Origin of the sequence: Bacillus alveayuensis (genome assembly GCA_030812955.1) — a bacterium.
GTDB classification, from domain to species: domain Bacteria; phylum Bacillota; class Bacilli; order Bacillales; family Aeribacillaceae; genus Bacillus_CB; species Bacillus_CB alveayuensis.
Map to the genome: position 1 here is coordinate 1 of JAUSTR010000004.1, position 24,067 is coordinate 24,067.

The 24,067-nt window shown below is 35.7% G+C and carries 22 protein-coding genes; 13 read left to right on the forward strand and 9 right to left on the reverse strand.

Annotation, left to right across the window (positions count from 1 at the left end; genetic code table 11):
* The first annotated feature begins 189 nt into the window (after positions 1 to 189).
* From J2S06_RS06950 to J2S06_RS06965, 4 genes are all read left to right on the forward strand, one after another.
* Positions 190 to 1,416, forward strand: coding sequence for a metallophosphoesterase family protein (locus J2S06_RS06950; RefSeq protein WP_419151799.1), 1,227 nt, complete (start codon positions 190 to 192; stop codon positions 1,414 to 1,416).
* Positions 1,417 to 1,433: 17 nt separating this feature from the next.
* Positions 1,434 to 4,403, forward strand: coding sequence for an ATP-binding protein (locus tag J2S06_RS06955; protein WP_419151800.1), 2,970 nt, complete (start codon positions 1,434 to 1,436; stop codon positions 4,401 to 4,403).
* Positions 4,404 to 4,533: 130 nt separating this feature from the next.
* Positions 4,534 to 5,478 (forward strand): 3'-5' exoribonuclease YhaM, encoded by a 945-nt coding sequence (gene yhaM / locus J2S06_RS06960; RefSeq protein WP_419151801.1) that lies wholly within the window; start codon positions 4,534 to 4,536, stop codon positions 5,476 to 5,478.
* Between the two features lie 75 nt (positions 5,479 to 5,553).
* The gene (locus J2S06_RS06965; protein ID WP_044893209.1) at positions 5,554 to 5,760 is read left to right on the forward strand and encodes a sporulation YhaL family protein; all 207 of its coding nucleotides are present in this window, start codon (positions 5,554 to 5,556) and stop codon (positions 5,758 to 5,760) included.
* Positions 5,761 to 5,801: 41 nt separating this feature from the next.
* On the opposite strand, the gene J2S06_RS06970 is transcribed toward J2S06_RS06965, so the two are convergent.
* The gene (locus J2S06_RS06970) at positions 5,802 to 6,662 is read right to left on the reverse strand and encodes a peptidylprolyl isomerase (RefSeq protein WP_044893210.1); all 861 of its coding nucleotides are present in this window, start codon (positions 6,660 to 6,662) and stop codon (positions 5,802 to 5,804) included.
* A 193-nt stretch (positions 6,663 to 6,855) separates the two neighbouring features.
* Between J2S06_RS06970 and J2S06_RS06975 the strand changes: the two genes are divergently transcribed.
* Entirely contained in the window at positions 6,856 to 6,945 is a 90-nt protein-coding gene (locus tag J2S06_RS06975) for a YjcZ family sporulation protein (RefSeq protein WP_052659435.1), read from the forward strand.
* A gap of 113 nt (positions 6,946 to 7,058) precedes the next feature.
* On the opposite strand, the gene J2S06_RS06980 is transcribed toward J2S06_RS06975, so the two are convergent.
* Positions 7,059 to 7,238, reverse strand: coding sequence for a hypothetical protein (locus J2S06_RS06980; RefSeq protein ID WP_044893211.1), 180 nt, complete (start codon positions 7,236 to 7,238; stop codon positions 7,059 to 7,061).
* Between the two features lie 230 nt (positions 7,239 to 7,468).
* Here J2S06_RS06980 and J2S06_RS06985 point away from each other — a divergent pair, with 230 nt between their 5' ends.
* Positions 7,469 to 7,807, forward strand: a complete 339-nt coding sequence (locus J2S06_RS06985) for a DUF1878 family protein (RefSeq protein ID WP_044893212.1) — start codon at positions 7,469 to 7,471, stop codon at positions 7,805 to 7,807.
* Here the strand turns inward: J2S06_RS06985 and J2S06_RS06990 are convergent.
* Positions 7,782 to 8,396, reverse strand: a complete 615-nt coding sequence (locus tag J2S06_RS06990; protein WP_419151802.1) for an HTH-type transcriptional regulator Hpr — start codon at positions 8,394 to 8,396, stop codon at positions 7,782 to 7,784. The two genes, J2S06_RS06985 and J2S06_RS06990, sit on opposite strands and share 26 nt — an antisense overlap.
* 552 nt (positions 8,397 to 8,948) lie before the next feature.
* Positions 8,949 to 9,305, reverse strand: coding sequence for a YtxH domain-containing protein (locus J2S06_RS06995; RefSeq protein ID WP_419151803.1), 357 nt, complete (start codon positions 9,303 to 9,305; stop codon positions 8,949 to 8,951).
* Between the two features lie 247 nt (positions 9,306 to 9,552).
* Between J2S06_RS06995 and J2S06_RS07000 the strand changes: the two genes are divergently transcribed.
* Positions 9,553 to 9,744 carry a hypothetical protein gene (locus J2S06_RS07000; RefSeq protein WP_419151804.1) on the forward strand — a complete coding sequence of 64 codons (192 nt, stop codon included), beginning with the start codon at positions 9,553 to 9,555 and terminating at the stop codon, positions 9,742 to 9,744.
* A gap of 206 nt (positions 9,745 to 9,950) precedes the next feature.
* Here the strand turns inward: J2S06_RS07000 and serC are convergent, their stop codons facing one another.
* Complete coding sequence (serC, locus tag J2S06_RS07005) at positions 9,951 to 11,030, reverse strand: 3-phosphoserine/phosphohydroxythreonine transaminase (RefSeq protein ID WP_419151805.1); 1,080 nt, start codon at positions 11,028 to 11,030, stop codon at positions 9,951 to 9,953.
* Positions 11,031 to 11,298: 268 nt separating this feature from the next.
* Positions 11,299 to 11,721 carry an HIT family protein gene (locus tag J2S06_RS07010; RefSeq protein WP_419151806.1) on the reverse strand — a complete coding sequence of 141 codons (423 nt, stop codon included), beginning with the start codon at positions 11,719 to 11,721 and terminating at the stop codon, positions 11,299 to 11,301.
* A gap of 459 nt (positions 11,722 to 12,180) precedes the next feature.
* Between J2S06_RS07010 and J2S06_RS07015 the strand changes: the two genes are divergently transcribed.
* Both J2S06_RS07015 and J2S06_RS07020 read left to right on the forward strand, forming a co-directional pair.
* Positions 12,181 to 12,918, forward strand: coding sequence for an ABC transporter ATP-binding protein (locus J2S06_RS07015; protein WP_419151807.1), 738 nt, complete (start codon positions 12,181 to 12,183; stop codon positions 12,916 to 12,918).
* Complete coding sequence (locus J2S06_RS07020; protein WP_419151808.1) at positions 12,915 to 14,132, forward strand: ABC transporter permease; 1,218 nt, start codon at positions 12,915 to 12,917, stop codon at positions 14,130 to 14,132. Before J2S06_RS07015 ends, J2S06_RS07020 begins: the two co-directional genes overlap by 4 nt.
* Positions 14,133 to 14,665: 533 nt before the next feature.
* Here J2S06_RS07020 and J2S06_RS07025 read toward each other — a convergent pair.
* From J2S06_RS07025 to J2S06_RS07040, 3 genes are all read right to left on the reverse strand, one after another.
* A complete protein-coding gene (locus J2S06_RS07025) occupies positions 14,666 to 14,842 on the reverse strand; it encodes a hypothetical protein (RefSeq protein ID WP_419151809.1) in 177 nt (58 codons plus the stop codon).
* A 278-nt stretch (positions 14,843 to 15,120) separates the two neighbouring features.
* On the reverse strand, positions 15,121 to 17,451 hold the full coding sequence (amt, locus tag J2S06_RS16105) for an ammonium transporter (protein ID WP_459077047.1): 2,331 nt from the start codon (positions 17,449 to 17,451) through the stop codon (positions 15,121 to 15,123).
* A 190-nt stretch (positions 17,452 to 17,641) separates the two neighbouring features.
* Positions 17,642 to 18,163, reverse strand: coding sequence for an antibiotic biosynthesis monooxygenase family protein (locus J2S06_RS07040; protein WP_419151810.1), 522 nt, complete (start codon positions 18,161 to 18,163; stop codon positions 17,642 to 17,644).
* A gap of 76 nt (positions 18,164 to 18,239) precedes the next feature.
* Here J2S06_RS07040 and J2S06_RS07045 point away from each other — a divergent pair, with 76 nt between their 5' ends.
* The 4 genes from J2S06_RS07045 (at position 18,240) to hemY (ending at position 24,025) form a co-directional block, all read left to right on the forward strand.
* Positions 18,240 to 20,369 carry a transglycosylase domain-containing protein gene (locus J2S06_RS07045; protein WP_419151811.1) on the forward strand — a complete coding sequence of 710 codons (2,130 nt, stop codon included), beginning with the start codon at positions 18,240 to 18,242 and terminating at the stop codon, positions 20,367 to 20,369.
* A 147-nt stretch (positions 20,370 to 20,516) separates the two neighbouring features.
* Positions 20,517 to 21,560: a uroporphyrinogen decarboxylase gene (hemE, locus tag J2S06_RS07050; RefSeq protein ID WP_419151812.1), complete on the forward strand. Its 1,044-nt coding sequence runs from the start codon at positions 20,517 to 20,519 to the stop codon at positions 21,558 to 21,560.
* 83 nt (positions 21,561 to 21,643) lie between these two features.
* On the forward strand, positions 21,644 to 22,579 hold the full coding sequence (hemH, locus tag J2S06_RS07055) for a ferrochelatase (RefSeq protein WP_419151813.1): 936 nt from the start codon (positions 21,644 to 21,646) through the stop codon (positions 22,577 to 22,579).
* A gap of 33 nt (positions 22,580 to 22,612) precedes the next feature.
* On the forward strand, positions 22,613 to 24,025 hold the full coding sequence (gene hemY, locus J2S06_RS07060) for a protoporphyrinogen oxidase (protein ID WP_419151814.1): 1,413 nt from the start codon (positions 22,613 to 22,615) through the stop codon (positions 24,023 to 24,025).
* The last annotated feature ends 42 nt before the right edge of the window (positions 24,026 to 24,067 follow it).

Sequence of the window (24,067 nt, forward strand, 5' to 3'; positions counted from 1 at the left end):
TGTCTATGACCATTATACAAGATTTGGGGAGGTGCTTCTTTTTTAATTTCTTGAACTCGTTGGAGGACAAGGGCTAAGAATTATGAAATTCATTCGATTGGATAAGTTATTCGATTTTGATCAGAACGTGCATTCGTACAATTACAATGCTAGAATATAGAAAGTAGTCTAAAAAAGGATGGGGCAAGGATGAAAAAAGTGAAATTTATTCATGCCGCTGATCTTCACTTAGATAGTCCCTTTATCGGATTAAACTATTTACCTGAAGAGATTTTTCAATTTGTCAAAGAAAGCACCTTTCATTCATTTACTCGCATCATTGATTTAGCAATTCAAGAGAAAGTGGACTTTTTACTTATTGCGGGGGACTTATATGATGATGAAGATCGCAGTTTAAAGGCACAGCTATACTTTCAAAAGCAAATGAAGCGGTTGTGTGAACATCATATTAAGGCTTACATCATTCACGGGAATCATGATCATACAAGCGGGAGATCCATTCAACTCGACTTACCGGAAAATGTCCATATTTTTTCCGACAAGGATGTTGAGTGTGTAAATTATGAACGAAACGGAGATATCATCGCCAGTATATATGGCTATAGTTATCCTGTTCGCACCGTCACTGAAAATATAGGCAAAAGATTTGAAAAGGCATCAAATGCCCCTTTTCATATTGGCCTTTTACACGGCTCTATTGCGAGTGATCATTCTCATGAACCATATTGTCCGTTCCAGCTTTCTGATTTAGTTGAAAAAGACTTTGATTATTGGGCACTCGGACATATTCATAAACGCCAAATTTTACATAAAAAATCACCGGTTATTCTTTACCCTGGAAACATTCAAGGAAGGCACATAAAAGAGCAAGGATCAAAAGGGGTATATATCGTTGAATTATCGGAAAAGGAAGTTAATTACCAGTTTCACCCTGTTGCGAACATTATTTTTCAGGAAGTGCCCCTTAATATCAAACATATTCACACGTTAGACCAGCTCATCTCATCTATAAAATTAGTAAAAGAAAAATTAAAATCTCAATATGTTGGCTGTTTTTGTTCACTTGTTCTTGAGGGCAACACCCCATTGTATGAAGAGCTGCATCAAGACGGGGTATTAGAAGATTTGCAAGAAATGATGAATGATGAAGAAGAAAGTCACCATTTTGTCTGGATTTTATCTATTAAAAATGAAACAATTCCACAAGAAGGATGTAAGGAACAAGCCAATATTTTTTCGGGTGATTTTCAAGAAATGATAAGAAGTTACGAAATGGATGAAGCTTTACAGCCTTTATACAAAAATCATTTAGTGCGGCGCTTTATTGGAAGATTCTCTGAAGAAGAAAAAGAACAAATATTGGATGAAGCAAAAGCGTTAATATTTCATGAATGGCTAAAAAGCAGTCGGGATTAAACAGTTAGGGTGATGTCATGAAAATAAAAGAACTGATCATTTATGGCTACGGGAAGTTTGAAAATCGTCAATTGAAGCTTTCCAATGATTCATTACAAGTGATTTATGGTTTGAATGAAGCAGGAAAGTCAACCATTATGTCTTTCATACATAGTATTTTGTTTGGCTTCCCGACAAAGCAGCAAAATGAACGAAGATATGAACCAAAGCATGGTGGAAAATATGGAGGAGCTTTATTCGTTGAAAACTCTAACCACGAGATTTTGAAAATTGAACGCATTTCTGGGAAAAGAACGGGTGACGTATTTGTATACAATAATAAGGGGCAAATTGGCAATGAGGATGAACTGAAGCAATTATTAAAAGGAATGGATAAATCAACGTTTCAATCGATCTTTTCATTTGATTTGAAAGGGCTGCAGCATGTTTACGAGTTAAATCGTGAAATGCTGGGGAAGTATTTATTTTTATCAAGCATTTTTGGTACAGAAGCTATTTATCTTTTACAAGACAAATTAGCTAAAAAACAAGATGATTTGTATAAGCCTAATGGAAGAAAGCCGATACTGAATAGCTTGTTAACAGAACTAAAAACGGATCGCGAAAACTTATTAAATGCCAAAGCATTTGAAGATGAATACCATGAACTAATATTAGAGCAAAAAAAGCTTGAGCAGCACTTAAATGAAATACGATCTGAAAAATCGGCTATTCAAGTCCGCTTAAAACAACTGGAAAAAGCGGCTGCAGTTTTACCTTTATTACAACAAAAACAAAATTGCTTAGATGAATTGGCAAAGCTTCCTGCCCCTTCAGAATTTCCGGAAAATGGTCTTTTCAGATTAGAGCAGGTTGTGGCGAAATTACATCCAATTGAAGGACAGCTTCAAACATTAACAGAAAAAGAAAAAAGGTTAATAAATGACTTAAAAGCTTTACATGTACATCAAGATGATGTTTTACAAGATTGGCAAAATGTTCATTCCCTTAAGGATGAATTTCTTCTCATTCGGCAATATTTAACGGAATCTGAAACATTAAAGTTAGAACTGAAGCAATTACAAAAGAAAATCGATGAAGACCTTCTTTATTTATTTGGCTCAACGAATGAAAAGGAAATTGAACACATTCAAACGACCATGATCATGAAAGAACAATTGAAGCAAGCTGTCAAACAGTACACTCAATTAATGAATCAAAAGCAATGGCTAGATGAACAATTTGAGCGGGCTAAAGAGACTTTAGAGGAAAGTGAACAACAATTAGAAAAGTTAAAGTCATTGTCAATCGGTAAACAAAAGCGCTTAGAGCTTGAAGCGGAAAAATCAGATTTAGAAGCGCAACTTGAGAAAATGAAACATCGAAGTGATGTCATTCAGCAAAAAGAGCAGTTAAAAAGCCAGATGACGAAGCGAGAAAAAATAGTCCAAAAAAAGAAAAAAGCTTGGAAGCGGGTTGTTTTCGGAGCATCAATGCTTTCTATGATCGGTTTCATAACTTTAATCGCTTTTAATCAGCTGTTTTATGCCATTGTTTTTTTACCGCTGTTCATATTATTCCTTATGCTTGGACCAAAAGAAGATGAATTGCTGCATCATTTAAAGGAGCAATATGACCAATTAGAAAACAGCTTGCAATTCGTTAATCATGGTGATGTAAAGCGATTAGAAGACAAGCTTGAGCAAATAAAGATAAGGTTATTAAAAGAAGAACAAATCCTGCAAAAAATTGAAGTTGAAGCAATGAATGTGGAAAATAAAGAACGGTCCTATGACCGTATCGTGAGTCAATATGAAACGTGGGAGCGAGATGTTCACCAATTACAAGAACATCTTCAGCCGTTCTATCACATCTTGAAAACAACAGATGAAGCTGCACCAGAGTTATTATTGGAACGGTATGAGAGAATTGTTCAATGTCAAAAACAAATAAGAGAAAAAGAGCAGCTTCGAGAAAAATTGCAGCATATTAAGGAAAAGGTTCGTCAATTTTCGGAAAAGTTAGCCCCTTTATTAAATCGATATCAAATCACTTCGTCTCATCTTGAAGGGAAGGTTTTAGAGTTAAATGAAAAATTAGAAAAAGCGGTTTCCATTCTAACATCGTTAGATCATGTAAAAGAAGAATTAAAAGAAATACAATCCATTCGGACATACGTTCAGCAGGAAATCGAAAAGCTGTTAAAAAGTGCGAATGTGTCAACAGTGGAACAATTCCGAGAGAAATCGGTCCTCATTCAAAAACGAAAGGAGCTTGAAAAACAGCTTCTTTGGATTGAAGGACAAGTAAGTTCTAAGGGAGCCATTTCCCTTAAACAAATAGAGGAAGAATTTGATTTAAAGACGATAAATACGGAAGAAAGCAAGCTAGAATCAGCATTAGAAGAGCTTTCCCGCAAAGAGGAAGCTAGTCAAAAGCGATTAGCAGAAACAAAAGTTCGTTTACAAAATATCGAGGATTCCGGAACATATTCCGAGTTAAAATATAAATTTGAAATGAAGCGAGCGGAGACGAAAAAAATGGCCCAAAAATGGGCAGTATATGCTGTTGCTAAAGATCTAATGCAGAAAACCGTAGACTATCATCGGGCTAACCGAATGCCCAAGATGTTAGAAAAAGCGGAAGGCTATTTCCGATTTTTAACTGGGAATCAATATACAAGCATCATGCTCCCGGAAGAAAAAACATCCATACTCGCGAAAAGGCGAGACGGTGTTTATTTTCATGCTGAGGAGCTAAGTCAAGGAACAGCCGAACAATTGTATGCTGCAATACGTTTTGCTCTAGTCGAGCAAATGAGTGAACGGATTAAACTGCCGATTATGATTGATGATAGCTTTGTTAATTTTGATCATGAACGTTTAGAAAGAAGTATTCAGTTAATACGGCAGCTATCAAAGCAGTATCAAGTGTTGCTTTTTACATGTCACCGTCATATCGTCGATGCTTTTCATGAACAAGAAATCATCACATTAAGTGAAAACTAAGTTGCTTTCGATATGAAAAGAATGAAAGAAGAACATGTAAAAAGGCGAGACTTGATGATAAAGGTTTCGATCTATCAATCTATGATATACTGTTGATGGGAAAAGTAGTAGGCGGAAGGAGCTTTTGAATATGGCAAAGGGAATTGTCCATTATGAGGTTGGCGAACAAGTAGACATTTTTTTATTAATTAAATCGGCAACAAAAGGGGTTGCCAGTAATGGTAAGCCCTTTTTAACGTTAATCCTCCAAGATCAATCAGGGGAAATTGAAGCAAAGCTATGGGATGCAAGCCAAAAAGATGAAGAAATGTATGTAGCGCAAAATATTGTGAAAATTTTTGGAGACATTCATCATTATCGCGGTAGAAATCAATTGAAAATACGCAACATCCGCTTAGCTGAGCCGCATGAAAATGTATCGGCATCAGACTTTGTAGAAACTGCGCCAATGTCCCAAGAGGACATGATCGATAAAATAACACAATTTATTTTTGAGATGAAAAACGCTAATATACAACGAATCACAAGACATTTGTTAAAAAAGCATCAAAAGGAGTTTTTGACATATCCAGCAGCAACGAAAAATCATCATGAATTTGCATCAGGATTAGCTTATCATGTCGTTTCGATGTTGGAATTAGCAAAAGCGATTGTTAATCTTTATCCAAGTTTAGATAAAGATTTGCTATATGCTGGAGTGATTTTGCATGATTTAGGAAAAGTGACAGAGCTATCTGGTCCAATTGCAACGAATTATACGGTTGCCGGAAATTTACTAGGCCATATTTCCATTATGGTCAATGAAATTGCTGAAGCGGCAAATGAACTGCAAATAGAAGGAGAAGAAGTGATGGTCTTACAACATTTAGTGTTAAGCCATCATGGAAAAGCAGAATGGGGAAGTCCGAAGCCGCCAATGATTAAAGAGGCGGAAATTCTCCATTACATTGATAATATCGATGCAAAAATGAATATGCTTGACCGAGCATTAGAAAAAGTGAAGCCAGGAGAATTTACAGAACGAATTTTTGCATTAGATAACCGTTCCTTTTATAAACCGACTTTTCACAAGTAATCATCATATTGTAGGATCCTCTGCATAAGATGATGATAAATGGCTTGTCTAATCGAAAGGAGGATCATCTTTAATATGGTGATATTGCCTTGGTGGGTATATTTATGTATTATCGGGATTTTATACAGCGCTTATATGGCATATAAAACAACAAAGGAAGAAAAAGTTGAGGAAAGAATCATAATAGAGCAGGAAGGTAAAATTTATTTAGACAGGATGAGAAAAGAACGTGAAAAGCGAGCGAAGGAAAAACAAAAGCAAAAGATTTCAACAAACAATTAACGGGATGTTTTCACGATAAACATCCCGTTACATGATAAAGATTAAGATTCCGACTTTTCCTCCGATTTTTCTTCTGTTTTAAATAAATCCTCTAAATCTTTGTCTTTTACTTTGACATTGGCCTCTTTAATTGCCTGATTGACCGCATCTTCCATCACAACAGGATCATTTAATTTTTGTTGCTTGACTTCCTCTTTAAGTTCATCTTTCATTTCCTCAAACGGTTTGACTGTTTGAGTCACTTTAATGATGTGGTAGCCATAATCAGTTTTGACAGGGTCGCTAATTTCGCCTTCCTTTAACTTAAACGCTGCTTCTTCAAATTCTTTGACCATTTGACCTTTTCCAAACCAACCAAGGTCACCTCCATTTGCAGCAGAGCCATCTGTTGAATATTCTTTTGCTAGCTCTTCAAAGCTTTTTCCTTCATCCAGCTTTTTCTTTACTTCATTTGCTTTTTTCTCATCTTCCACAAGGATATGGCTTGCGCGAATTTTCCCTTCGAGTGAGTCGTAATAATCTTTAATATCTTGATCCGTTACTTTCACAGCATCTTCAGCAGCTTTTTTCCGTAATACTTGAACTTTAATCGTTTCACGAATGACATCTTCACCTTGCTGTTCCATGATTAAGTCAATTTGTGTTCCGTATTGTGCACGCAAATTTTCAATTTCTTGATCAATTTCTTTATCAGAGACATCATACTTTTTGTCTAACACTTTTTCATGGACAAGTTCTTTCAAAACATCTTGTCCAAAGCGTTCTTTCATGGACTCATAAAATTCATCTTTTGTAATATTTCCTGCATTCGTCTCGGCTACAATTTCACCAGAATTGTTATTACAAGCACTCATAGCCAATAGGCTTGTTGCCGCAATTGTTGCAAGTGCGAATTTCTTCATTCATTACAACTCCTACTCCATAAATGTTATACATGCATAAAACTATATAACACATTTTGACATGAATAAAACAATTTTGCAACTGCCAATGTCATGAAATTCGAAATGATTTTCAAATCCATGATATGTGCCTAAATCGAAAAAAAGGTGAACAGCATACGATATTGTAAGTATGTAAAGAGGGGGTGTTGAAATGAGCGGAGGATATGCTGGCGCTGGATTTGCGTTAATTGTTGTGTTGTTTATTTTATTAATCATTGTTGGTGCAGCTTGGTTATATTAAATTCAATTGTCAATAGATTGTGAACAAAAAACGACCGCTGACAAACTTTTATCAGCGGTCGTTTTGATCAATATATCATAAGTATATCGCTAACCCGTTTCGTATCATTCTCGTTACGCATATAATATTTCTATGTATGAAGAAATTAATAATATAGTAATCAGGATATTAATCGTTCGAAAAACGTTTGATTGCTTTTCTTCAGGAATCTCACGAATGATACAGAGGGTATTCGTTAATTTATTTATATAAAATAGAATAAAAACTGCGAAAATGATAAAATAAATAAGCATTTTGAGATCCCCCTTTCTGTACATACTACATTAACAAATATTTGCAAAAAAAGATAGCTTGGACTGCCTTTATCATTGTATAAATATAGTATACCTTTATTTGACAATATATGATAGGTTTGTTTTCAGCAAATTTTATTCATGAAATTCTCTTACTTTTTTTGTCTATTATAATACGATAAAATATGATTCAAGCAATAATATGATATAACGGGGAAAGATGGGATACGATGAAGGAATTTGAAAATAAGATTGAAACGTTGGAATATTATATTAAGCTATTACTGCAAATGACCGAAAAGGCGAAATATCCGTTTTATCATTTAGTGATCCAAAACGGATTAACAAAAAAAGAAGTAGAGCAAATTTTACAAATGTGTGAGGAGCTTTCACAAGAACATAGAGAACAAAAAGCGCAAGGATTGTTATATTTCACAGATCTCCTTACGCTTTTTGCTGGACAGTTAAATCCTAAGCTTGATGTGAATGAAACGATAGAGGCCATGTATGAGCAAGGTTTATTTAAAGAGATGATGAAAGATTTTAAGCGCCTGATCTCTCGTTTATAGTTCCTTCTAAAACAGGTTCTCGTATTTCATCTTCCTTTTTCTTGATTTTCCCATCTTCTTCAATGAAGTTTTGATCAATGTTGTTAAAGGAGCGTTCAAAAATCTCCATAAAATCATCACCATAAATATTGCGAATAATTGTCATCATTTCAATGAGTTCAGGAAACTTTCCATACAAATTTTGTAATGGTAAGGCCCCTTTAAAAACCGCATTTCGGGTAGGATCATAATCTTCGAGAAGCTTCAAAAGCAATTTTTCTCCTTCGGGAGTTAATTGAATGTACGTATTCCGTTTATCATTTTCTTTTTTTGAGAATGTTAAAAATCCCCGTTCCTCTAATTTCTTTGAAAAGTTAAAAGCTGTTGAGACGTGCATAACACCGAATTTAGCGATTTCAGAAATGGAAGCTCCTTTTAAGTGATAGGCAATCCACAAAATATGATGTTCATTGATGTTTAAATCATATGGTTTGATCCATTGCTGCCAATCCTTCTCAATCGATTTCCATAGTGCCTTGCTTAATTGACCAACTCTTTGGCTAAATAAAAGTGCGTCTTTCACCGAGTAATTGTTAAACGTTCTTTTCATTTTCCCCCACCTACTTTATTATGCTATCGAAGTTTGTTACTATCTATTATGCCAATAAAATAAAGATTAATAAAGATATAAATTTACAAAATTTTTAAATAAAAAATAACATAAAAGAATATTGGGTATAACCGTTGTGTTTCAAAAGACACGCAGGAAAAATGATTTAATCATTGCTATACTGTAACAATAAATATAACAGTGAAGATGATCAAAAGAGAGGCTTCACTTCTTTTTAAATGGCTCTTTTCTCAAAGATGTTGCTTTACTATACGATAGCTTTTCGACTGTCAAGCAAGTGAAACGCTTTCCTTCATAAATCAACTCTTTTATATGTTTATCGGAGCATTCATAATGGAAAAGTGACAAAAATAAAAGGAGATTTACATACGAAAAGAGAATGAAAGAATTATGGAAGGTTTGAGCGGAAGCAATATAAGAACCGTTCGCTTTGGAGGAGCGCCTTCTCCATCCTTTTGAGGGGGAGAAAGGCAAATTTGCAACTTAAAGCGATCGTGGCTACAAATCGAAGGGTATGGTATGCCACGTCATTTATTGTTTGAGTGAATTTTCCAATTCTTTTATTTTCTCTTCAATTTCATGAAGTTCTCGCTTAATTTCTTGTTTGTGCGGCTCGATTTCTTTTTTCCAAGCAAGAATCGATTGATTTAAATCAGAGGATACTTCTTTGACAACGTGGATGCTTTCTTTTGCACAATTTGTTATTTGTTCTTTGAGGTTGCTTCCTTCATTCTTTAATTCCGTCAATAAATCGTTAATCTTCTTGTAATTCTCATTAAGGCGATTTCTCAGCTCTTTACCTGATGAAGGTGTTGATAACAGTGTCACAACTCCACTGATAGCACCACCGACTACCATTCCTAACAAAAAAGATTTACTTCTAGACATGGAAGATCACTCCATTCCAAATTTTTTATGTTTCAAAATTGTTTTTCTCACGTTTTTGATTATAAAAAATGGCAGACAAGATGTGAGTAAACCGCATCGTCCGCTTTGCTGCATTAACTTTGGGACTACGGCTTTTTTCGTCTAGGGAGATCCAATTAACTATATTATCATTCCCGTTTTGTGCTTCATTTTAAACAACATAGGTTGGAAACATCGTGCATACCTATAAATAGAGGAGGGGATTTGTTTGGCTGGATTGATTTTTTTATTTTTTGTAATTAGCTTCCTTTTTTTTGTTGGTACTTTTCATTACATGAAGCTAGCTAATACAACGAATTCATATCCACCTAAACGAGTATTGAGGCAAAGAGCATTACTATTAGCTACTGGTGGTGTTGTATCCATGTTATTTGGCTTAATTTTTTATTACGTACAATGACGAAACCCGACCAAAATGGGCGGGTTCCGTGCATTTTAACCACCTGTTCCTAACTGATTAAGCTAAACATTTCTGTTTTGAAGAACAATCGAATCAATCATAAACACTCTAAAGCTATTATATCAGTAGGAAGCAAAGAATAAAAGTTAGAAATTTTTGTGAATTTTATTTGCATGATTTATGATTGGTTCTTTTAGATGAATTACTTAATACTTTTTTCTGAAATCTGCCATAAATTGTGCTAGTTTTTCACACGCTTCTAAAGGTACAGCGTTGTATATGGAAGCACGACAACCACCAACGGAGCGATGACCATTTAGGCCTATTAAATTTTGTTCTTTCGCTTTTTCAAGGAATTGTTGTGTTAGTTCTTTTGACGGTAATGTAAAGGTGACATTCATGTTAGAACGGCTGTCTTGATGAGCATGTGGCTTGTAAAAACCTTCACTCTCATCGATAGCTCTATAAACGATTTCTGCTTTTTCTTTGTTTCTTTGTTCAATTTTTAGTAGACCACCTTCTGTTTGCACCCATTCAAGAACTAGGGAAAGCATGTAAATAGCAAAAGTAGGTGGTGTATTGTATAAAGAATTTTTATTGGCATGTGTTTGATAATTTAATATGGTAGGAACATAATTATTGGTCTTTTCGAGTAAGTCTTTTCGAATAATTACAACAGTTACTCCTGATGGGCCTAAATTTTTCTGAGCGCCAGCATAAATAAGATCAAATTGTTCGACATTGATTTCACGGCTTAAAATATCACTTGACATATCGGCAATTAATGGAATATTCGTTTTCGGGAACTTTTTCCATTGCGTACCGAAAATAGTATTATTTGAAGTGATATGTAAATATGCCGCATCATGAAGATTTTCTGTTTGAAAATCGTATGGAATATGCGTGTAGTTCGCCTCTTTACTTGAAGCAATGACATCTGTTTTTCCAATTTTACTTGCTTCTTTTAAAGCTTTTTCAGACCAAGACCCTGTAAGAACAAAATAAGCCTTTTTTTCCTGAGGCAAGAAGTTCATTGGAATCATGGCAAATTGGAGGCTTGCTCCACCTTGTAAAAATAAAATGTCGTAAGAATCCGGAACTCGTAATATTTCTTTTAATAATTGCTTTGCCTTGTTATGGACTTCATCATACGCTTGGCTGCGATGGCTAAGCTCCATAACAGACATACCTGTTCCGTTAAAGTTTAATAATTCCGATTGTGCTTTTTCCAACACAGCTAATGGTAATGCTGATGGTCCTGCATTAAAGTTATATGCTCGATTCATATCTTTCCCTCATTTCCCTTTTCTATCATTTTTTATTAACATCCTACCATGAAACAAGTTTTGGATAAATATGAATTTTTTCAAAAAGGCTCTTTTCTAAAAGAGTGTTGCTTTACTATACTATAGATTTTCGATTTTCAAGCAAGCGATATGCTTGAGTTTATGAAAACAGCCTTTAAAAAAAGTAAGCAAAAATAAGGTCCTTTTTATTGAGGACCTTATTAAACTATTGACATGCTCATTTTTGAAATTGAAAAAATGTTGATCCTTATTCTAAGCCTTCTCTGATCGTTGAAGCGAGATGCTGTAAATCATCCGGTGTATATTCGCTTGCGTGAGATTTCCAAACAGCACCAAAGCCGTCGCCTTTCCCATAGCGAGGGATGATATGGATATGGTAGTGAAAAACTGTTTGACCAGCTTGCTCGCCATTGTTGTTGATTAAATTAAGGCCAACTGGCTGAAATTGTTTTTTAATAGCATTGGCGATTTTCGGTACTGCTTCGAAAAGGTTGCGGGAAATTTCAGGTGTCAGCTCAAAAATATCTTTTTTATGTACTTTCGGAATGACAAGAGTATGCCCTTTTGTTACTTGCGTAATGTCCATAAAGGCTAATACGTGCTCATCCTCATACACTTTCGCACTTGGAATTTCGTCATGAATAATTTTGCAAAAAACACAATCGCTCATATGAACACTCCCTTTCCTTTATTTACATTTATATTACCATAGTGAAAAAAGGGGTGGAATGATTGACATAATAAAAAGGGAACGGATCGTTGTGACCGTTCCCTTGAAGAGGGAAAATTTAGTGAAACAAGGCTTAATTGTCTTTGACAAACACCTCATTTACTAAAAAAATGATGTTACAGTGATGGACCTCTGTTCAAAGCAACCATCCCCTTTTAAGAGATGTTTTCACAGCAACAACTGTGTTGACCATCTCCATATAGGCCGGGAAAAGTTTAATTGCAGCTGATGTTACATCACTGAATGGTCTTTAACAAACACCTCATTTATTCGGTTTCCCTCTTCATGAAATATCATGTCCAATTATGAAGTGTTCATACTTTTTTTAAAGAAGAAATAATGGGTAAAAATTTGGTATGATAAATATGTAACAATTCATAAAGAAAGGGTTCTTTCAAGATGACGCTACTAAAAGTTGAAGGCTTAACAGGCGGTTATTCAAAAAATCCAGTATTGAAAAATATTTCCTTTGAAGTAAATCAAAATGAAATGGTCGGTTTAATTGGGTTAAATGGTGCAGGGAAAAGCACAACGATTAAACATATAATTGGCCTTATGGAACCGAGAAAAGGAACGATTAAAATAAATGGTAAAACATTGGCGGAAAATCCGGAACAGTACCGTAAGCAATTTAGCTTTATCCCTGAGTCCCCCATTTTATATGAAGAACTGACTTTATATGAACATTTGCAACTAACAGCAATGGCATATGGAATTGATGAAAAAACGTTTGAAGAACGACTTCATCCATTATTAAAAGAGTTTCGCATGGATAAAAGACTGAAATGGTTCCCGGCGCATTTTTCCAAAGGAATGAAACAAAAGGTTATGATTATGTGTGCATTTTTAGTCAATCCTTCTTTATATATCATTGATGAACCATTTGTCGGTTTAGATCCGTTAGCCATCCATTCGTTGTTAGAGATGATGGATACAGCAAAACAGTCCGGATCAGGAATTTTAATGTCTACACATATTTTAGCGACAGCAGAACGTTATTGTGATTCGTTTATTATTTTGCATGAAGGGGAGATTCGGGCAAAAGGGACGTTAAAAGAACTGCAAAAGCAATTTAATATGCCGAATGCTGCACTAGATGATATATATATTCACTTAACGAAGGAGCAAGGGAAATGAAATCGGTTCAAGACATTTGGCGGCTTCGCCTAACCGAATATATAAAAGAGACTCGTATGTATTTACGGTACATGTTCAATGATCATCTTCTCTTTGTTTTAATTTTTGTTGTAGGAGGAGGAGCGTATTGGTATCAAGGATGGCTAAAAAGCATACCTGCTGACTTTCCAGCTGCCTTTGTTATCGCTTTTCTTTTAACGCTAACGACTACATTTGCCCATGTCCGTACATTGTTAAAAGAAGCCGATATCGTATTCCTTCTTCCACTTGAAAGGAAAATGTCTCCGTATTTCCGAAATGCTTTGATCTTTAGTTATATTTCGCAATTGTATTCCATAATTGCAGCAACGTTGATCATGATTCCTATGTATGTAAAAGTTTTTCCGGTTCATCAATACGATTTAATGCTCCTTTTTATACAGCTTTTACTAATCAAATGGTGGAATCAATGGATTCAATGGAAAATGACAATTTTTCCAGATCGTTTTTCACAATTCATGGATGTTTTGATTCGTTTTTTCCTAAATTTCCTTCTTCTATATTTTCTCATTAGCAAAGAGTATCCATTTGTGATGACGCTTTATCTCATTATTGTATTGTATGCTTACTATTTTGTGCGGATCACGAAAAACAAACCGTTAAAATGGGAGTATTTAATTGAGGCAGAAAATAGGAGACGGAATAATTTTTATCGAATCGCTCATTTATTTACAGATGTCCCTAAACTGAAAAATCAAGTGAAGCATCGTAAGTGGATGAATTGGATTTTTAATCTCATTTCTCATCAGCAAAAAAATACGTATTTATATTTGTTCACCCGTTCATTTATGAGAACTGGCGACTATTTTGGAATTTTTGTTCGCTTATTAGTTATTGGAGCTGTCATTCTTTTTCTTGTGCCGTTGTCATTTGTTGGATATATTTTTTTAGCTGCTTCACTTTTATTTTTAACAGGAATACAGCTCGTTCGTTTGCATAAGCAATATGAAATGTTCATCATACCACAATTATATCCAGTTTCAAACAAAGCGAAAGTAAATAGCTTTTTAACATTATTATTCATCATGCTTGTCATTCAAGAAGCTGTCTTTGCGATCGCTGTCTTCATGAAAAAAGGCTTTGGATTTAGTATTGGACACTTGGCAGTTAACCTTCTATTTATTTATGTTTTTGTTTATTTATATATTAAGAAACGATTTTTGACGCAAAGCTAAGTTTACCACTTGCCCTCTTCGCCGTGTCAAGGAGAACGTGGAATACCGGATCGAAGCGAAGATATGCCCGAAAGCTCCTTGACACGCCTGGTCCTTGACAACATGATGATGGGTCCGGGAAGGCGACCGTCAGGGAGACTTGCCGGACTTACCAACCGTACATCAAGTCATCAGGTCCATGTTGTCTATCAAAGGGGAATTTACCCAATAATTTGGACTTGACCGGAGCAAGAAATTCTATATATTAATTATTACCAATCTTTTAACAGGTTGACTATTAAACTAGACCTCCTGATTATTCAAAAATCAAGGAGGTCTAGTTTTTGGAACATTAATTTTTCACATCTTTTTTTAGTTGTTAAAAACTTTTAAAATAAAGATAGCACTAAAAAAAAGAGTTGGTATCCCTATGATAAAATAAAGAATACCTTTGGGCATAAACATATCATAAAAATATAAAAATAATGCCACCCAAATAAATAGGAAAACGTATTTGTTTAAATTTTTCATTGACAATCAATCACCCTTTAAATTTAATAAAGGTCTATCCAACCATTATTAGGTCTCTTATCTCTTTTATCAAGCTGTTTAGCAATTTGAGTTCCAATATCTAAATAATTTAAGGCAACAGCGACAGAAACGCCTACAGCTAAAGCTAACTTTGGTGCTCCCCATGCTTTTAAACGACTAACTACAGTTTTGGTAAACAATCTTTGTGCCTCTTCTTTACCTTTTTTTATAATAAATGATTGAATAGCTCCGACTCCACCGCCAACAGCAAAACCAATAGCAGCATTAAATACAGCCCCAGCAAACTTTACACCAACTTTAACTTGAAAAGCATGTGCAGTTTCGACACAAATGGTTTATTTAAAACATCTTTTATTGAGACTTGTACCTCAACATTATCATTGTACGTTGAATTATTAATTTCCTCAATTTGTTCTTCTAGTTCAGTTAAATATTGCGATAATGATTTTCATAAATATTATGAATGGACAGGCACTGACTGAGCATGTTTTGCACTTGTTTTAAATTGACCCACTTTTTCCTCTAATTCCTTCGTGATGATAGATAAGGTTCTTGTCTTCTGAGTGATGTGTTGGAGATCATGGAATGTTTTTTTCGACGCTTCGGCAATGCTTTCCGACATAGCTGAAATTTCCTCTAACTGTGCCATTTTTTCCTGTCTCGAAGCTTCTAATTCGGATGAATTTTCATAAATTCTCTCGAAAGTTGTCAAAAATTGTTGTGTTTCTTTATGAACGTTATCGATTTTCTCTAAAATTTGTCTGATATTTTCCATTTCATTTGTCATGGTATGGAATACTTTATCCATGCTAACATAAACTTGATCAATTTGTATAACTCCTTGTTTCAAACCGAAAAGATTCGTCTCAATTGAATCTCTTATTTTCTTTACTGAAGATTTCGTTTGCTCCGATAATTTGTTAATCTCATTTGCCACTACAGCGAAACCTTTCCCGGATTCTCCAGCTCGTGTAGCTTCAATTTGAGCATTGAGAGAAAGCAAATTAATTTGTTTGGATACACTTTCAATTAAATTGATAGCATCTCCAACTTCATCGGTAAAAATATTTAAATTGTGAATATGTGATTTAATTGCATCCATTGAGTGCATCGTTTCATTCATTTCGCCTTGCACTTGTTTGATCCAGTCTGATACATGTTGACTTAACTGCTTAATGCTATCCATTTCCTGTGTATGAATGTGAAAAGAATCGACACTTTCTCCTATTGTTTTTAAGACTCTTTGATTATATTGATTATCGACATCAATTCCATCACGAATATTTTGAATACTTACATTGGTAGAGTAGGTATTTTCTAGTTGAAGATGCATATGGCTTTCGATCGAATGTACATGCTCTAACATTTGGGCACTCGAATTTCTAACGGTTTTAACATCTTCCTTAACCGCGACCATGAGTTGATTCAGAGAACTCACCATCTCATTAAATGCAGAATTTAATTGTGCCGTATCATCACCAATGTAAACGGGAAGTACTCTCGTTAGATCACCGCGGGATGCGGCAATTTCTTTCATTGAAGAAATCGTATCAACCATTGCGATTGTAGCGCCGTGCTCGGAAACATTTAATCCTTCTATTTCTTCTTGTGGTGTGACCCGAACTCTCATCGACATTTTCATAATCTTAAAAATCAATAAACCAATCAAAAAAGCCCATGCAAAAGCCGTTCCTACTCCTAATGCTTGCACACCTAATTGTTTAAGCCGTCCTCCAGCGTCCAGCATCTCTTCTTTCGCAAAAAGAGCGACCGCTATTGTTCCCCAAGCGCCGCACACGCCGTGAACCGAAATGGCACCAACAGCATCATCCAATTTCAATTTTTGATCGATGAAACGCATCGATACGACAACAATCACTCCTCCAATAAAACCCATAATCATAGCGCTTAATGGAGACACTGTATTACATCCTGCTGTAATTGTCACTAATCCTGCCAAAACGCCATTTAATATATCTTCTACGAGCGGTTTTTGATTTAAAAACCAACTTAGAAACATGGCTGCTATGCCTGCTGCAGCTGCTGCCAATTGGGTATTGAGCGCTATTACGGCAATGCTTTCATCACCTGAAGTGGTTGAACCTGCATTAAATCCAAACCATCCAAACCATAATAAAAAAACACCTAAAGTAGCCATCGTTATACTACTGCTATGGATTTTATTCACTGTACCATCTTCATTATATTTTCCAATCCGTGGACCGATTGTGATGACCCCGGCTAAGGCAACCCAAGCCCCTAAAGAATGAACGACCGTTGAACCTGCAAAATCAATAAATCCCATTTTACTTAGCCAGCCATCTTGATCGGTGATATATAAATTCCCCCATGCCCAATGTCCAAAAAGAGGGTATATAAATAAAGATATGGCAAAAGAAATGACTAAATAGGAAGAAAAGGTTGTGCGTTCTGCGATAGCTCCTGAAACAATAGTTGTAGCCGTACCCGCAAACGCTAATTGGAAAAATAAGAATGCCCATGTCCACGCATTTGCATCAGACATAAAACCTTGCAAAAAATAACCTCCCGTTCCCAACAATCCATTCATAGTTTCACCAAACATCATCGGGAATCCAACCAAAACGAACACAATTGAAACAATTAGAATGTCGACTAAATTTTTCATAGCAACATTGATCGAATTTTTAGCACGGACAAGACCGGATTCCAACATGGTAAATCCAGCCTGCATCAAAAATACTAAAGCAGCGGCCATCACTGTCCAGACAAAGTTCAAATTCAATTGAAAATTTGTCAATTCTCCCATCTCCACACTCCTCATTACAAAATATTCAAATGGATTAGAACTTAAAAAAATGTTATCATTAATAACTAATAATGTCAATTTTCATTACATAAGATTGTTTATTGTTATTTTTTAATTGTTATATGTAATAAAATCTTACATTTATTTTCGTGCAACAAAAAAGAAGCTGGTTGCATATTCCAGCTTCTTTTTATGTTTCATCTTCTTCTGTGACAACATAGTATGTCTTTACATACGAAGGGCTTGGGAAAATGTTCTTTTTTGCGGAATCTGTTCCGAGGTGCTTGTTCTTTTGATGTGCTTTCGCAAAGGATTGTGATGTTTTCCAGTTTGTAAAGCTTTTTTCGTCTTCCCATAATGTCAAAATAATATACGTATCACTTTGTAAAGGCTTGAGAACTCGGATCGCAACAAAACCGCCTTGGTTTTCAATGAGGCGGGCTCGTTCTTTGAAGGAGTATTCAAATAGCGGCCTTCCTTCATCCGTGACTGGAATATGATTTAAAACAGCAAAACCTTTTTTGCTGACAATGGAGCCAGATTTGTCAATCACTTCATATTTTTTAGGCTGTTGAAAAACAGATTCGCCCATCGTCTCATGCATAAGCACTGCGGTATGTTCATTTTGCAAAAATAGCATGCATTCTTGTGGAAATTGCTTTTGCAATTTGTTTAAATAATCAACAGTTCCATAAGTAATATAAAAATTCATCTTTTCACCTCCTGTATGAGTTCATTATACATATGAGATCCATTAATAACCAATAATAAAACTGAGGTGACAGTGATTGCAAAAGAAACTTTTCCTTACATCAACTATAATCGTGCTTACTTGCTTTGTTGCTCTTATAGGATACATGTTTATATTATTTATTGGAAATTATGTTATTGATGAAAAAAAGCTTGTTTTAAATTCATCCTCATCCCTTATTGATTTGGAAGGGAATATGATTACAAAGTTGTATGTAGAAAATCGCGAATATGTCGAAATTGGTGATATTCCAAAGCATGTGCAAAATGCCTTTATTGCTGTTGAGGATAAACGTTTTTACGAACATAACGGAATTGACTTGCGATCAATCGGTCGAGCCTTATATAAAGATTTTCTAACGGGGAGAAAAGTTGAAGGCGGCAGTACGATTACGCAGCAGCTAGCCAAAAATGTGTTTTTATCTCAAGATAAAACGATTTTACGGAAAACAAAAGAAGCCATTATTGCGATCAATCTTGAGCGGAGATACAGTAAAGAAAAAATATTAGAAATGTATTTAAACCAAGTGTATTTTGGACATGGTGCATACGGAATTCAAGCAGCTGCGAATTATTATTTCAATAAAAATGTTTCCGATTTAACCATTGATGAAGCAGCTTTGCTAGCAGGAATTCCAAAAGCACCATCAACCTATTCTCCAATTCTTCATCCAGAAAAAAGTAAAGAAAGAAGAAATATTGTATTGGACTTAATGGAAAAGCAAAAGATGATCTCGGCGAAGGAAGCTGTTTTAAGTAAAGGAAAAACTCTTAGCCTGAATATAAAAGAAAAACAAGAAATGCCTTGGCTCTCAACTTATATTGATATGGTATTAGATGAAGCGGAAAAGAAGTACCATTTATCAAATGAAGCGATTTTAAAAGGGGGGTATAAAATTATAGTTCCACTTGATGTTCATATTCAGCAAAAAGCCTACGAAAAATTTCAAGAGACTCAATATTTTCCTGGAACAGATCATCATGCAGAAGGGGCGTTTATTTTATTAGATAATGACACAGGAGGAGTAGTGGCAGCTATTGCTGGGCGTGACTATGTTCGCAAAGGCTTCAATCGATTAACGACAAAAAGACAGCCTGGTTCCATTTTAAAGCCTTTAGCGGTCTATGGACCTGCAATGGAAGAAGGGTTGTTTGAACCATATTCCCTTTTAAAAGATGAACGTATTCAATACGATGGCTATGAACCAAAAAATTACGATCATCATTATGATGGATCTATCACGATGTTTGATGCTTTAATTCAATCGAAAAATGCCCCAGCAGTATGGGTGCTGAATAAATTTGGAATTCATGAAAGTAAAAAATATTTGGAAAATAACGGAATTTTTATTGAAGATCAAGGACTAGCCATTGCGTTAGGCGGCTTGAAGTATGGGGTTTCTCCACTTGCTGTAGCTAATGCGTATCGAACATTTGCTCAAAACGGGCAATATAGCGATCCATACTTTATTGAAAAAATAGTTGATCAAGATGGAAAGACGGTAGCAAAAGCGAAGAAAAAAACAAAACAAGTATTTTCTCCGCAAACGTCTTGGAATATGACAAGAATGTTAGAGCAAGTCGTTGTCCAAGGAACAGGAAAATCAGGCAAATATCATGGAGCTTTAGCAGGAAAAACGGGAACAACTTCCTTTCCAAAAATAAAAGGAGCGGTAATGGATGCATGGTTTGCTGGTTATACTCCCGAGGTAACAGGAGCCGTTTGGATCGGATATGATAAAACGGACAAACACCATTACTTAAAAGGAGGAAGCTCGTATCCGACAAAACTATTTAAAGACATATTAAAAGATACTCATCTAGAAGCGATGAAGGCTTTTACGGTTCCAGAAGACGTAGAAGATCTTGAAAGTCCAATTAGACTCAAACCATTGAAAAGCGTCCAAGTAGCTTATCATTTTCACCCGATTAAGCTATTTACGATTACACTCACATGGACACCACAAGAAGATGAACGGGTTATTTATCGTATTTATGAAAAAAATGAAAAAGGAGAAAAAGAATTGATCTCATCCATAAGAGGAAAAGGATCCTATGAATTGTCTTATGTGAACATTTTCTCCAAAATCTCTTTTCAAGTAGTTCCTTATAACCCACAAACGAAAACAGAAGGGGAAGGTACGGATTTTGTTGCTCCTTCTTGGTAGGGAAAAGGAAGCATGAGATTAGTTGGGGGATTCGTCTATTTTATGAAATTTCTTTAAGATTTCTATACAAAAAAAGCTGAAAACGTTATAGTTTAAAAGGATAGGTTTAGAATGAAATGAGTGATTTGCTTTTAAAGGGGGATTCCGATGACTCAATTAAAAGAGTTTAACGATACATTTTTAATGGCTTGCCGCGGAGAAAAAACAGAATATGTACCCGTATGGTATATGCGGCAAGCAGGACGCTCTCAGCCTGAATATCGTGCGTTAAAAGAAAAATATAGCTTATTTGAGATTACACACCAGCCTGAGCTTTGTGCTTATGTAACAAGACTGCCTGTTGAACAGTACGGTGTTGATGCCGCCATTTTATATAAAGATATTATGACGCCACTTCCTGCGATTGGTGTACAAGTTGAAATAAAGCCGGGTGTCGGGCCTGTTATTGATGATCCCATCCGTTCGCTTAAAGATGTTGAAAAGCTTGGTGAAATTCATCCAGAACAAGATATTCCTTATGTATTAGAGACAATTAAAATTTTAACAACAGAACAATTATCGGTTCCGTTAATTGGTTTTGCTGGTGCTCCATTTACACTTGCGAGCTATATGATTGAAGGTGGTCCTTCGAAAAACTATAATAGAACGAAAGCCTTTATGTATGCAGAGCCGAAAGCTTGGTTTGCTTTAATGGATAAATTGGCGGATATGACCATTACATATGTAAAAGCTCAAATAGATGCTGGGGCAAAAGCGATTCAAATCTTTGATTCTTGGGTTGGCACCTTAAATGTTTCAGATTACCGCTACTTTATTAAACCGACGATGAAACGCATTTTTTCGTCATTAAAGGAAAAAAATGTACCGCTCATTATGTTTGGTGTTGGAGCTGGCCATTTAGCCAAAGAGTGGCATGATTTACCATTAGACGTTGTTGGATTAGATTGGCGCCTGCCAATTGCAGAAGCAAGAGAAATGGGCTTGACGAAGTCGCTGCAAGGAAATCTTGATCCGGCTGTTTTATTAGCACCATGGGATGTTATAGAAGAACGAGTAAAAGCAATATTAGATGCTGGAATAGAGCATAATGGCTTTATTTTTAATCTCGGCCACGGCGTTTTTCCACAAGTCAAACCGGAAACGTTAAAAAGATTAACAGCTTTTATTCACGAGTATACAAAAAGGTCTTAATGTATGTTTAAAAAGACGAAAAATGGGCATATGGATTTTTTATAACTGAATGAAATTTGCAAATTAAGTGAGGTGCTATGTTCATGCTTAAAAAAAAGATGGGACTTTTAGTAATGGCATATGGAACCCCTTATAAAGAAGAAGATATTGAGCGTTATTACACACATATACGCCATGGAAGAAAGCCGGATGAAGAGTCATTACAAGATTTAAAAGATCGCTATAAGGCAATAGGGGGGATTTCACCTCTTGCCAAAATCACGCAAGAACAAGCGAAAAAGCTAGAAGAGCATTTAAATCAAATTCAAGATGAAATTGAATTTACGTCCTATTTAGGGTTAAAGCATATTGAGCCATTTATAGAAGATGCGGTAAAGGAAATGAAGCAAGACGGTATTCAAGAAGCAGTAAGCATTGTGTTAGCTCCGCATTTCTCAACATTTAGTATTCAATCTTATAACAAACGCGCGATTGAAACAGCTGAAAAGCTTGGAGGTCCAACTATCACAACGATTGAAAGCTGGTATAAAGAGCCGAAGTTTATTGATTATTGGGCAAAAGAAGTTCGCAAAACATATGAGAAAATGACAGATGAAGAGCGGGAAAAAGCAGTGCTCATTGTGTCAGCTCATAGCTTGCCAGAAAAAATTATTCAAATGGGTGATCCATATCCAAATCAGCTTCAAGAATCAGCTGAATTAATTGCGAAACAAGCGGGCGTTTCTGATTATGCTGTCGGCTGGCAAAGTGCGGGAAATACGCCAGAGCCATGGCTTGGTCCTGATGTGCAAGATTTAACAAGGGATTTATTTGAACATAAAGGCTATCGTGCTTTTGTTTATATTCCGGTCGGATTTGTCGCTGACCATTTAGAAGTCTTATATGATAATGATATTGAATGTAAAGCGGTAACGGATGAGCTTGGTGCGAGTTATTATCGTCCAGAAATGCCGAATGCGAAACCGGAGTTTATTGACGCATTAGCAACAGTTGTTTTAAAGCATTTGAATAAAGCTTAGGAACCATTATTCAAATTAAAGAAGGCGGTTTGCATGGAACAAAAGAAAAAAGTCGTAATTATTGGCGGGGGAATCACTGGTATCTCTGCAGCCTTTTACTTGCAAAAAAAAGTAAAAGAAAAAGAGCTGCCTGTTGACATATATTTAATTGAAGCAAAGCCTCGTCTAGGTGGCAAAATTGAAACCGTTCAACGGAACGGTTTTACAATCGAACGTGGTCCTGATTCATTTTTAGAACGGAAAAAAAGTGCACAGCAATTAGTAAAGGATGTAGGCTTAGAAAGCGAACTTGTCAATAATAGCGTAGGTCAATCTTATATTTTTGCAAGAGATAGGCTTCACCCGATCCCAGAGGGTGCCGTTATGGGAATTCCGACAAACATACTTCCATTTCTTACATCTAGTTTATTCTCTCTATCAGGTAAATTACGGGCTGCTGGAGATTTTGTTTTGCCGGCAAAAGAGGTGAAAGGTGACCAATCTTTAGGTCAATTTTTTCGCAGAAGATTTGGAGACGAGGTCGTTGAACATTTAATTGAACCTCTTTTATCTGGCATTTATGCTGGAGATATTGACCAATTAAGTTTGATGTCAACCTTCCCGCATTTTTATGAAATGGAACAAAAGCATAGAAGCTTAATTTTCGGCTTGAAAAAATCGATGCCAAGAAAGAATCAAAAACAGCCGAATAAGAAAAAAGGTATTTTTCAAACGGTTAAAACAGGATTACAATCCATTGTGAAAGCTGTGGAAAATAGGTTTGACGAAGTCCATGTAAAAAAAGGAATAAAAGTAACGGAAATTGAACGACTTGAAAAAGGATATAGGCTCCATTTAAGCGACGGCTCGGTGCTAGAGGCAGATAGCCTTATTATTTCAACGGGTCATCAGGCAATCCCTTCCATGTTTAAGGAGCAAGGAGCTAGTTTCACTTACTTAAAAAACATGCCAGCTACATCAGTCGCTACGGTTGCAATGGCATTCCCAGAGGATGTGATCAAGTCATCGACAAAAGGTACAGGATTTGTCATTGCAAGAAATAGTGGGTTTACGATTACCGCTTGTACGTGGACGCATAAAAAATGGCCCCATACGGCACCAAAAGGAAAGGCATTGTTAAGAGCGTATGTTGGGAAAGCTGGAGATGAAGCGATTGTTGAGCAATCTGATGAGATTATCGTAAAAACGGTCCTTGATGATTTAAACCGCATCATGCGTATAGAAGGGAAACCTGAATTTTCTGTAGTTTCTCGCCTCATGAATTCGATGCCTCAATATTTGGTCGGTCATAATGAAAAAATCAAAGAAATAAGGGATAAGATGGCAACAACTTATCCTGGTGTTTATTTAACCGGATCTTCTTTTGAAGGATTAGGTATTCCTGATTGCATCGACCAAGGAAAACAGGCGGTTCGGGATGTACTGCAGTTTCTTCGTTTACACTAGCGGGCACTGTTAATATCAGTGCTCATTTTATTTACGGTTTGA

Bases quoted from the DNA above. Each gene is read 5' to 3' on its own strand.
- J2S06_RS06950 (WP_419151799.1), top strand. From the start codon at position 190: ATGAAAAAAGTGAAATTTATTCATGCCGCTGATCTTCACTTAGATAGT.
- J2S06_RS06955 (WP_419151800.1), top strand. From the start codon at position 1,434: ATGAAAATAAAAGAACTGATCATTTATGGCTACGGGAAGTTTGAAAAT.
- yhaM (WP_419151801.1), top strand. From the start codon at position 4,534: ATGGCAAAGGGAATTGTCCATTATGAGGTTGGCGAACAAGTAGACATT.
- J2S06_RS06965 (WP_044893209.1), top strand. From the start codon at position 5,554: ATGGTGATATTGCCTTGGTGGGTATATTTATGTATTATCGGGATTTTA.
- J2S06_RS06970 (WP_044893210.1), bottom strand. From the start codon at position 6,662: ATGAAGAAATTCGCACTTGCAACAATTGCGGCAACAAGCCTATTGGCT.
- J2S06_RS06975 (WP_052659435.1), top strand. From the start codon at position 6,856: ATGAGCGGAGGATATGCTGGCGCTGGATTTGCGTTAATTGTTGTGTTG.
- J2S06_RS06980 (WP_044893211.1), bottom strand. From the start codon at position 7,238: ATGCTTATTTATTTTATCATTTTCGCAGTTTTTATTCTATTTTATATA.
- J2S06_RS06985 (WP_044893212.1), top strand. From the start codon at position 7,469: ATGAAGGAATTTGAAAATAAGATTGAAACGTTGGAATATTATATTAAG.
- J2S06_RS06990 (WP_419151802.1), bottom strand. From the start codon at position 8,396: ATGAAAAGAACGTTTAACAATTACTCGGTGAAAGACGCACTTTTATTT.
- J2S06_RS06995 (WP_419151803.1), bottom strand. From the start codon at position 9,305: ATGTCTAGAAGTAAATCTTTTTTGTTAGGAATGGTAGTCGGTGGTGCT.
- serC (WP_419151805.1), bottom strand. From the start codon at position 11,030: ATGAATCGAGCATATAACTTTAATGCAGGACCATCAGCATTACCATTA.
- J2S06_RS07010 (WP_419151806.1), bottom strand. From the start codon at position 11,721: ATGAGCGATTGTGTTTTTTGCAAAATTATTCATGACGAAATTCCAAGT.
- J2S06_RS07015 (WP_419151807.1), top strand. From the start codon at position 12,181: ATGACGCTACTAAAAGTTGAAGGCTTAACAGGCGGTTATTCAAAAAAT.
- J2S06_RS07020 (WP_419151808.1), top strand. From the start codon at position 12,915: ATGAAATCGGTTCAAGACATTTGGCGGCTTCGCCTAACCGAATATATA.
- amt (WP_459077047.1), bottom strand. From the start codon at position 17,451: ATGGGAGAATTGACAAATTTTCAATTGAATTTGAACTTTGTCTGGACA.
- J2S06_RS07040 (WP_419151810.1), bottom strand. From the start codon at position 18,163: ATGAATTTTTATATTACTTATGGAACTGTTGATTATTTAAACAAATTG.
- hemE (WP_419151812.1), top strand. From the start codon at position 20,517: ATGACTCAATTAAAAGAGTTTAACGATACATTTTTAATGGCTTGCCGC.
- hemH (WP_419151813.1), top strand. From the start codon at position 21,644: ATGCTTAAAAAAAAGATGGGACTTTTAGTAATGGCATATGGAACCCCT.
- hemY (WP_419151814.1), top strand. From the start codon at position 22,613: ATGGAACAAAAGAAAAAAGTCGTAATTATTGGCGGGGGAATCACTGGT.